The organism is Fibrobacter sp. UBA4297 (genome assembly GCF_002394865.1).
In the GTDB taxonomy this organism is placed as follows: Bacteria; Fibrobacterota; Fibrobacteria; order Fibrobacterales; family Fibrobacteraceae; genus Fibrobacter.
Map to the genome: position 1 here is coordinate 190,028 of NZ_DGUZ01000012.1, position 7,877 is coordinate 197,904.

Here is a 7,877-nt window from a genome sequence, read left to right on the forward strand (position 1 = left end):
CTATTTCTTGCCCATCATTCGGAGTTTCACGACGGAGCGGCGCCAGACGTCAATTTCTTCGGCCGGGTAGCCCGCGTAAACCTTGCCCGCCTTAAGGCTCTTGGTCACGCCCGCCTTGGCAGCGACTTTCACGCCCTTGCCTATCGTCAAATGCCCCGCCGACTGTACGCCACCAGCGAATTCCACGTCATCTTCCATAATCACGGAGCCCGCCACGCCAGACTGCGATGCCATCATGATGTTGTTCCCAAGGCGGCAGTTATGCGCCACTTGCACGAACGTATCGAAATGGCAATCATCGCCAATCACCGTCGGAGAGACAAAACCCGCCGCGACCACGTCATTAGCGCTAAAGCTACAGCGGTTCCCGATGCGGACTCCCGCCAAATGCGGCACCATACGGCGCTTGCCTTCATACTCGTAAAATCCAAAACCGCGAGGTCCCACGACAACGCCCGCCTGGAACACGCAATTTTCGCCAATCGTCACACGCGGGTAAACAGTCACATTCGCTTCAAGAATCGTGCCAGCGCCAATCGTAGCGCCTTTCATTACCACGCAATTCGGGCCGATGACAGCATTCTCGCCCACCACGCCCTCGACAACCGCCGATGCATGAACTTGTGCAGATGCTGCTATTTTCGTTTCTTCAAAAACTTCACGACGTTCCACAAATTCCTTCATGAACGTCACCATCGCATGGTACGGATTTTCGACCGGGCATACAAAATGCACATTCGGCAAGAGTTCCGAACGACCGTCCACACAATACTTTTCGTACAAACTCGGCACAAAGAGGAACCCCGCCGTAACGCCCGCAAAAGCACTAGCGCTCACGCCACCGGCATTCCCTGCAAGCCCCGTTTCTGTCTTAGCATCTCCTGTCCAGAACGAAACATCGTGCGGTCCCGCCTGATCGAGCGAAGAAAATCCAGTCAATTCAAAACTTAAAACGCCCTCGTTCGAAGGCATTTTAAGATTCATCGTTTCAAGAATTTCAGATAAAGAAACCGAAAACATTATTCCTCTAGCGTGAGCATGTGAACTTGACATGCAAACTGAATGGTAACGCGGTTGCCCAGCTTGCCACTTAAATCCTCGCCATCGAGCTGGATGTATTCATCATCCGCAAGTTCAAGCGTCAGCGAGCGCACCTTACGCGACTTGAGCAGATTTTTCTTCAGGAAGTACCCGATGACAGGGATGTTCCCGACCGCAATCGCAAGCAAAAAGTTCAACATGTTCGGCACGCAAACCACTTCCAAATAGCCATCCGCCATGTCGGACTTGAAGAACGGATTGGCGCCACTGGCAAAGCTCGGAATGTTACCAACGATGACCGTCGTATGCCCCGTCAAATCCACCGTTTCATTGAGCTCAGGCGTATTGACGACCATTGAAAGTTTACCGCTTTTCAAGTGATACGCGCGGTCTGCAAAAAAACGCTTGACGTAATGCAATTTATTTGCAACCACAGAATTCGAAGAAATAACACCCGTGGCTCGGTCATGATTAAAGTCATGCGCAATACGGGCATCAATACCTGCAGAGAAATAATTTGCAAGCGCATACTTACCGTTCACCGTCCAGATATCGAACGGTCTTGACTTTGCCATCAAGAGTCTGCGCACCAAGTACAAAAGTCCCTTATCGGCAAACGGCTTGTACAGACCAAGCACACGAGCTAGGTCATTGCCTGTACCCAGCGGAATAAGCCCTATATGAACACGGTCCGCATATTCAGACGAAAGCATAATGGAAAGCACGGACGAAACAGTTCCGTCACCACCCACGGCAACAAGCTTTTCCGTCGAAGAAAGAGCCGTCAAGATTTGCTCTTCCATTCCTTCCTTACGCGTGAATTCAGCCTTCCATTCATCGGCTTTAAAATCCATTGACTCCATAATTTCAGGAAGAAATTTATGGATAACCTTTCCTTGTCCACCTCCACTCACCGGATTTATTAGGAAAAAGAACTTATACATCTTTTAGAAGTTCATCCTTTGCGTCCAAGTAGTGTTCTACGCCAATCTTTACGTTTTTAATTTCGTCTGCAGTCAGTGTTCTTGCGATGTGCGCCGGAGACCCAACAATCAGGGAATTTTCGGGAAAATTTTTACCAGCCGTCACAAGAGCGCCTGCACCGACAATGCAATTTTTCATGATAAGGGCTCCGTCCATGATAATTGCACCCATGCCCACGAGAACGTTATCTTCGATTGTGCAGCCATGCAACACCGCACCATGACCAACAGTCACCTCGTCGCCAATGTTCACGCCGACACCCGTCGAAACGTGGACACACACATTATCCTGGATATTTGTCCGCTTGCCAATCTTGATTTCTGCCAAATCGGCACGCAACACGGCATTGTAAAACACAGACGAATCATCGCCAATGCTCACATCGCCCACGAGACATGCGCCTTCGGCTATAAACACGCGCTGCCCCACCTGCGGGGCTTTGCCTTTATACTTAATTAAGGAACCCATAGTTTCAATTTACAAAAATACATGAATAGATGAAACAGAAAAATTTTTAAAAAAGCTTTGTTTTTCACCACCTAAAACGCCTTTTTTGCCCAATATGTTCTATCTTATTGAGTATGAACGAAATACATGGGATCGATATCCAAAAAATCTTTGAAGCTCAAGGGGAAAATCGCTGGAAAATAGCCCAGACGAGTGCCAAAGAGCGTATTCAAAAGCTGAAAGAACTTCGCGAAGCCGTCGTGAAGTATCAAGAAGAATTTTACGAAGCGGTTTGGCAGGATTTCCACAAGCCGCGTTTCGAAGCATGGCTCAGTGAAATTTTCCCGACGATTGAAGAAATCGACCACACCATCAGCCATCTGAAAAAATGGATGAAGGACAAAAGCGCTAGTCGAGTTTTCTTTTTACCCACGTCCAAAAGCCGCCTCCACTACGAGCCGAAAGGCCGTGTGCTGATTTTTGCACCGTGGAACTATCCGTTCTTGTTGCTTGTAAATCCGATAATTTCGGCGATTGCGGCAGGCAACGTGATTATGGCGAAGCCTTCGCACAAGACTCCGCACGTGAGTGAAGTTCTCGTGAAGATGTTTAAAGAGAACTTCCCGGAAAATGAAATTGCACTCATTGAAGGCGAAGGATCTGAAATTGGAGACAAGTTACTAGAGCTTCCGTTCGACCATGTATTCTTTACAGGGAGTCCGAAGGTCGGCGCACACATTGCAGAAATGGCAGCCAAGCACCACGCGAGCATCACGCTTGAACTTGGCGGAAAGTCGCCCACGATTCTGCTCCCCGGCGTAAACGTCAAGAAGCACATCAAGCAGATTGCTTGGGGCAAGACGCTGAACGGCGGGCAGACCTGCATTGCGCCTGATTACGCACTTTGTCCCGAAGATAAAGTTCAGGAATTTGCAGAAGCTTTTGCCGAAGAAATCAAACAGAGATTTGGCGATACCGAAGCTAAGCGCCATGAATGTAAAGACTTTGTCCACATTGTAGACAAACGCGCAACTGTACGCCATGCCGCACTCATCAAGGATGCAATTGCCAAAGGCGCTAAACAAGTTATCGGCGGAGTGAGCGATATCGAAAATTGCTACACACCAATTACCGTGCTCACAAACGTCACGTCCGACATGGAAATCATGAAGTCCGAAATTTTCGGACCGATTATGCCGATTATTGCCTACAAGAATCTTGACGAAGCGATCGCATTTGTACAAAGCCGCCCAAAACCACTTGCGCTGTACATCTTCGGTACGAACAAACGCGACATCAATTACGTTTTGAGCCATACCACATCGGGTTCCACCTGCGTGAACAACACCATTATCCAAATCGAGAATTTGGAAGTTCCATTTGGCGGCGTGGGCATGAGCGGTACAGGCAATTACCACGGATTTTTCGGATTCAAGACGTTTAGCCATGAGCGCAACATCATGGAGCAAAAAGGGTTCGATGCGGTGACATTTTTCCACCCGCCCTACGGAATTGTTCCCGGCAGTTTGCGTTCCAAAATCCAGAACTTTGCAGAAAAAGCTTTACGCTTTTTAAAGTCGATGTAGGAGGTCACTATGGCATCATTCCTTTACAGATTCGCCTGCCGAGCATTCCAAAAAGCGTTCTTTGTTGGCGTACACTTTATGCCATGGCGAGAACCTCAGCTTATTCACGGAGCCGGGAGTTTGCAACAGCTTCCCAACCAGCTCAAAGCGAATAACGTAAGCAACGTTCTCCTCGTCACAGACGTATTCTTGGCGCAAACAGAGCACTTCCAGAATATCAAGAAATACTTGGAAGAAGCAGGCGTCCTGTATTCAATTTACGACCAAACTATTCCGAATCCGACGATTGACAACATCAATGACGCCGCCCGCATTTATCGCAAAAATAAATGCAACGGACTTGTCGCGTTTGGCGGCGGTTCTGCAATCGACTGTGCAAAGGGCGTGGGCATCCGCATTGTAAGGCGCTGGACGCCGATTACATTTATGCGAGGGACGCTACGCGTTCTTCGCAAGATCCCGTATCTCGTTGCCATCCCGACGACGGCGGGGACAGGAAGCGAAGCGACTGTGGCCGCCGTGATTTCTAATCCGCAGACACATGAGAAATACCCGATTAACGATTTCGTCTTGATTCCGCGTCTTGCGATTCTCGATGCCAATATTACGCTCGACTTGCCCGCCAATCTTACGGCAACTACCGGCATGGATGCACTCACGCACGCCATTGAAGCCTACATCGGCAACAGCAATTTCGGCGGAAGCGAAGAAGCTGCCATCACCGCAGGGCAATTGATTATTGAAAATATCCAGAACGCCTATCGCGATGGTCACAATATCAAGGCTCGTGAAAACTTGCAAAAAGCGGCATACCTCGCTGGTTACGCATTCACTCGCGCTTACGTTGGATACGTTCATGCCATTGCGCATAGCTTAGGCGGAATGTACCACACGCCTCACGGGCTTGCAAACGCGGTCATTCTGCCGCATGTTCTAGAGTTTTACGGTGAAACCTGCGAAATGCGTCTCGGCTTCTTTGCAAAAGCCATCGGAGCCGTCCCGGCAGAGCTCGATAACCATGAAGCATCCAAAGTTTTCATTATGCAGATTCGCGAGTTGAACCGCTCTATGGACATTCCAGAGCACTTGGAATTTATCCAAACAGAGGACATTCCAAGACTCGCGAAGTCGGCAAGCAAAGAAGCAAACCCGCTTTACCCCGTGCCGAAAATATTAAATGCGAAAGAGCTCGAAACGCTCTATCGCATTGTGAAAGGAACGAAGTTATAAAGGAGATGCCCGATCAAGTCGGGCATGACAAATGCAGATGCCTTCCCCATACGCGGATCATGACCACGTAAGAGCTAAAGCTCTAAGTGGTCAAAGAGCTCGGAGGCAGGCATGACATTCCTTACTTTACTTGAAAGCGGTCTTTGATTTCTTGAGGGATGGCGAACGGCCTTCCCTTTTTCATATCCATGAGGACCCACTGCGTCTCGGATTCAAAGACGACCTTGCCATCGGAAACGCGTTCAAAGCGGCACTTGCGCACACTCATCACCTTACTGTAACTAGCCACCCACGTCGTTCCACGGACTTCATCGCCTAAAAACGCCTGGTTCTTGTATTCCACAAACTGCGTATGGATCATCCAGCCGCAACCGAACTGGTACATGACATCGGTCGCACCGACGGAATCGGAATGTGCAATTGAAATATCCTGAATCCACTGCACCGCCCACACGTTGTTCATGTGGCGGTTTTCATCAATCATCTCGGGCGTCACCTTAAAAAGCTTTTCAAACTTCATCGGATTTGCATTTTCTTCCATCACAACAGCCATTATAAGCCTCCATTCCAAATAAATGTAACAAAATAATTCAAGACGAAAGATGTTGCATTCTCAAGCGTATCCATTGCATTCGCCTCTCTCGTCACTCGTCTACCAGCAAAGCGGTCTCTCGTCTAATTAATTATCAAAATATTACGGTTTTTATTGCAATTATTCGCATAACATTCCCATTTTATGTTATTTTTCTTTGCGTTAAAACATTAAGTGAGAAAATCTATGGAATGGAACGATTTCACGAGCCTGACCGCAGAAAACATGCAGGCAATTTGGGACTTCAAGACTAAAGACCCGTTTTCAATTTTAGGTATCCACCCGCTCGAAACCGATCGCGGGATCAAGACCGTCATCCGCACCTACCAGCCGCAGGCATGCTTTGTCCGCGGTGAATCGTGCGACGGCACTGAAGAATTTGACTTTGTAAAGCTTGGTGACACGGGATTTTTCGAAGCCATCCTCGACTTGGAATACAAGCCGTTCTTTTACAAGCTCATCATCAAGCAGGCCGACGGCATCGAATACACGCTCGTCGATCCGTATGCATTCTTGCCGGTCCTCAGCGACTTTGACCGCCACCTGATTGCAACAGGCACGCACTACGAACTTTACCGCAAGCTTGGCGCCAACATCATCGAACACCAGGGCTTCAAGGGCGTTCACTTCGCCGTTTGGGCTCCAAACGCACATGCAGTTTCTGTAGTCGGCAACTTCAACAGCTGGGACGGCCGCCGTCACCAGATGCGCATGCTCGGTGCCTCGGGCATTTGGGAAATCTTCATTCCGAACCTTGGTGAAAACGAACTCTACCGCTTTGAAATTCACGGCGCCGATGGCCAACTCCATGTGAAGGTGGACCCGCTTGCAAAGCTCGCCGAAGTCCGCCCGGCAACAGCCTCCATCACGACTCACCTCGACGGTTACGAATGGGGCGACGATCTTTACATGAAGACGCACTGGGCCACAAAGGTCTTTGGCGCTCCGATGAACATTTACGAAGTCCACGCCGGTTCCTGGCGTCGCGACCCGGCTAATCCGGACCGTTTCCTCAACTGGGACGAACTCTCTGAACGCCTCATCCCGTACCTCAAGGAAATGGGATACACGCACGTGGAATTCTTGCCGCTCGCCGAACACCCGCTCGACGAATCCTGGGGCTACCAGGTCACCGGTTACTACTCCCCCACGAGCCGTTACGGCACGCCGGACCAATTCCGTCACTTTGTGGACCTTTGCCACCAGAACGAAATCGGCGTGATTTTGGACTGGGTTCCGGCCCACTTCCCGAAGGACGCTCACGCTCTCGGACGTTTCGATGGCACCGCCTGCTACGAGCACGCCGACCCGCGCCAGGGCGAACACCCGCACTGGGGCACATACATCTTTAACCTCGGCCGTAACGAAGTCAAGAACTTCCTCATTGCAAACGCGATGTACTGGCTTAAGGAATTTCACTGCGACGGTCTCCGCGTCGATGCTGTTGCATCCATGCTTTACCTCGACTACGGTAAGGGACCGGGCGAATGGGTACCGAACAAAGATGGTGGCAACATCAACTACGATACGCTCGAATTCCTCAAGCACTTGAACAGCATCATGGGCCGCTTGACCCCGCATGCCATCCTCATCGCTGAAGAATCGACAAGCTTTCCGAGCATCACTCGCCCGCCAGAGCAGGGCGGTCTCGGCTTCCACTACAAGTGGAACATGGGCTGGATGAACGATACGCTCGAGTACATGAAGCAGGACTTCCCGTACAGGAGCTATCACCACAACAAGCTTACATTCTCACTGACATATGCATACAGCGAGAATTTCATACTGCCTCTGTCGCATGATGAAGTAGTCCACGGCAAGGCGTCCCTCATCGGAAGGATGCCGGGAGACACGTGGAGACAGTTCGCCGGCAGCAGGCTCCTGATGATGTATCAGATGACACATCCGGGAAAGAAGCTCAGATTCATGGGCCACGAGATAGCACAGTTCATCGAGTGGAGAGAATATGAGCAGCTCGAATGGTTCCTCCTTGAGTA

General features: G+C 49.9%; 7 protein-coding genes. 3 read left to right on the forward strand and 4 right to left on the reverse strand.

Annotation, left to right across the window (positions count from 1 at the left end; all coding sequences use genetic code 11):
• Genes B3A20_RS06810 through B3A20_RS06820 form a run of 3 tightly spaced genes read right to left on the reverse strand, consistent with a single transcriptional unit; the run spans position 1 to position 2,493 of the window.
• Complete coding sequence (locus B3A20_RS06810) at positions 1–1,020, reverse strand: UDP-3-O-(3-hydroxymyristoyl)glucosamine N-acyltransferase (protein ID WP_290763048.1); 1,020 nt, start codon at positions 1,018–1,020, stop codon at positions 1–3.
• A complete protein-coding gene (locus tag B3A20_RS06815) occupies positions 1,020–1,985 on the reverse strand; it encodes a diacylglycerol/lipid kinase family protein (RefSeq protein WP_290763050.1) in 966 nt (321 codons plus the stop codon). Before B3A20_RS06815 ends, B3A20_RS06810 begins: the two co-directional genes overlap by 1 nt.
• Positions 1,978–2,493: a gamma carbonic anhydrase family protein gene (locus B3A20_RS06820; protein WP_290763052.1), complete on the reverse strand. Its 516-nt coding sequence runs from the start codon at positions 2,491–2,493 to the stop codon at positions 1,978–1,980. The genes B3A20_RS06815 and B3A20_RS06820 overlap by 8 nt, the downstream gene beginning before the upstream one ends.
• Before the next feature lie 113 nt (positions 2,494–2,606).
• On the opposite strand from B3A20_RS06820, the gene B3A20_RS06825 reads away from it, so the two are divergent.
• On the forward strand, positions 2,607–4,058 hold the full coding sequence (locus B3A20_RS06825) for an aldehyde dehydrogenase family protein (protein ID WP_290763054.1): 1,452 nt from the start codon (positions 2,607–2,609) through the stop codon (positions 4,056–4,058).
• A 9-nt stretch (positions 4,059–4,067) separates the two neighbouring features.
• Positions 4,068–5,288 (forward strand): iron-containing alcohol dehydrogenase, encoded by a 1,221-nt coding sequence (locus tag B3A20_RS06830; protein ID WP_290763055.1) that lies wholly within the window; start codon positions 4,068–4,070, stop codon positions 5,286–5,288.
• A 121-nt stretch (positions 5,289–5,409) separates the two neighbouring features.
• Here the strand turns inward: B3A20_RS06830 and B3A20_RS06835 are convergent, their stop codons facing one another.
• Positions 5,410–5,841, reverse strand: a complete 432-nt coding sequence (locus B3A20_RS06835; protein ID WP_290763057.1) for an acyl-CoA thioesterase — start codon at positions 5,839–5,841, stop codon at positions 5,410–5,412.
• A gap of 225 nt (positions 5,842–6,066) precedes the next feature.
• Here B3A20_RS06835 and glgB point away from each other — a divergent pair.
• Positions 6,067–7,877 (forward strand): 1,4-alpha-glucan branching protein GlgB (gene glgB / locus B3A20_RS06840; protein ID WP_290763059.1); only part of this gene is annotated, 1,811 nt, incomplete at its 3' end.

Coding starts and splice junctions, on each gene's coding strand:
- B3A20_RS06825 (WP_290763054.1), top strand. CDS start 2,607: ATGAACGAAATACATGGGATCGATATCCAAAAAATCTTTGAAGCTCAA.
- B3A20_RS06810 (WP_290763048.1), bottom strand. CDS start 1,020: ATGTTTTCGGTTTCTTTATCTGAAATTCTTGAAACGATGAATCTTAAA.
- B3A20_RS06835 (WP_290763057.1), bottom strand. CDS start 5,841: ATGGCTGTTGTGATGGAAGAAAATGCAAATCCGATGAAGTTTGAAAAG.
- B3A20_RS06815 (WP_290763050.1), bottom strand. CDS start 1,985: ATGTATAAGTTCTTTTTCCTAATAAATCCGGTGAGTGGAGGTGGACAA.
- B3A20_RS06820 (WP_290763052.1), bottom strand. CDS start 2,493: ATGGGTTCCTTAATTAAGTATAAAGGCAAAGCCCCGCAGGTGGGGCAG.
- B3A20_RS06830 (WP_290763055.1), top strand. CDS start 4,068: ATGGCATCATTCCTTTACAGATTCGCCTGCCGAGCATTCCAAAAAGCG.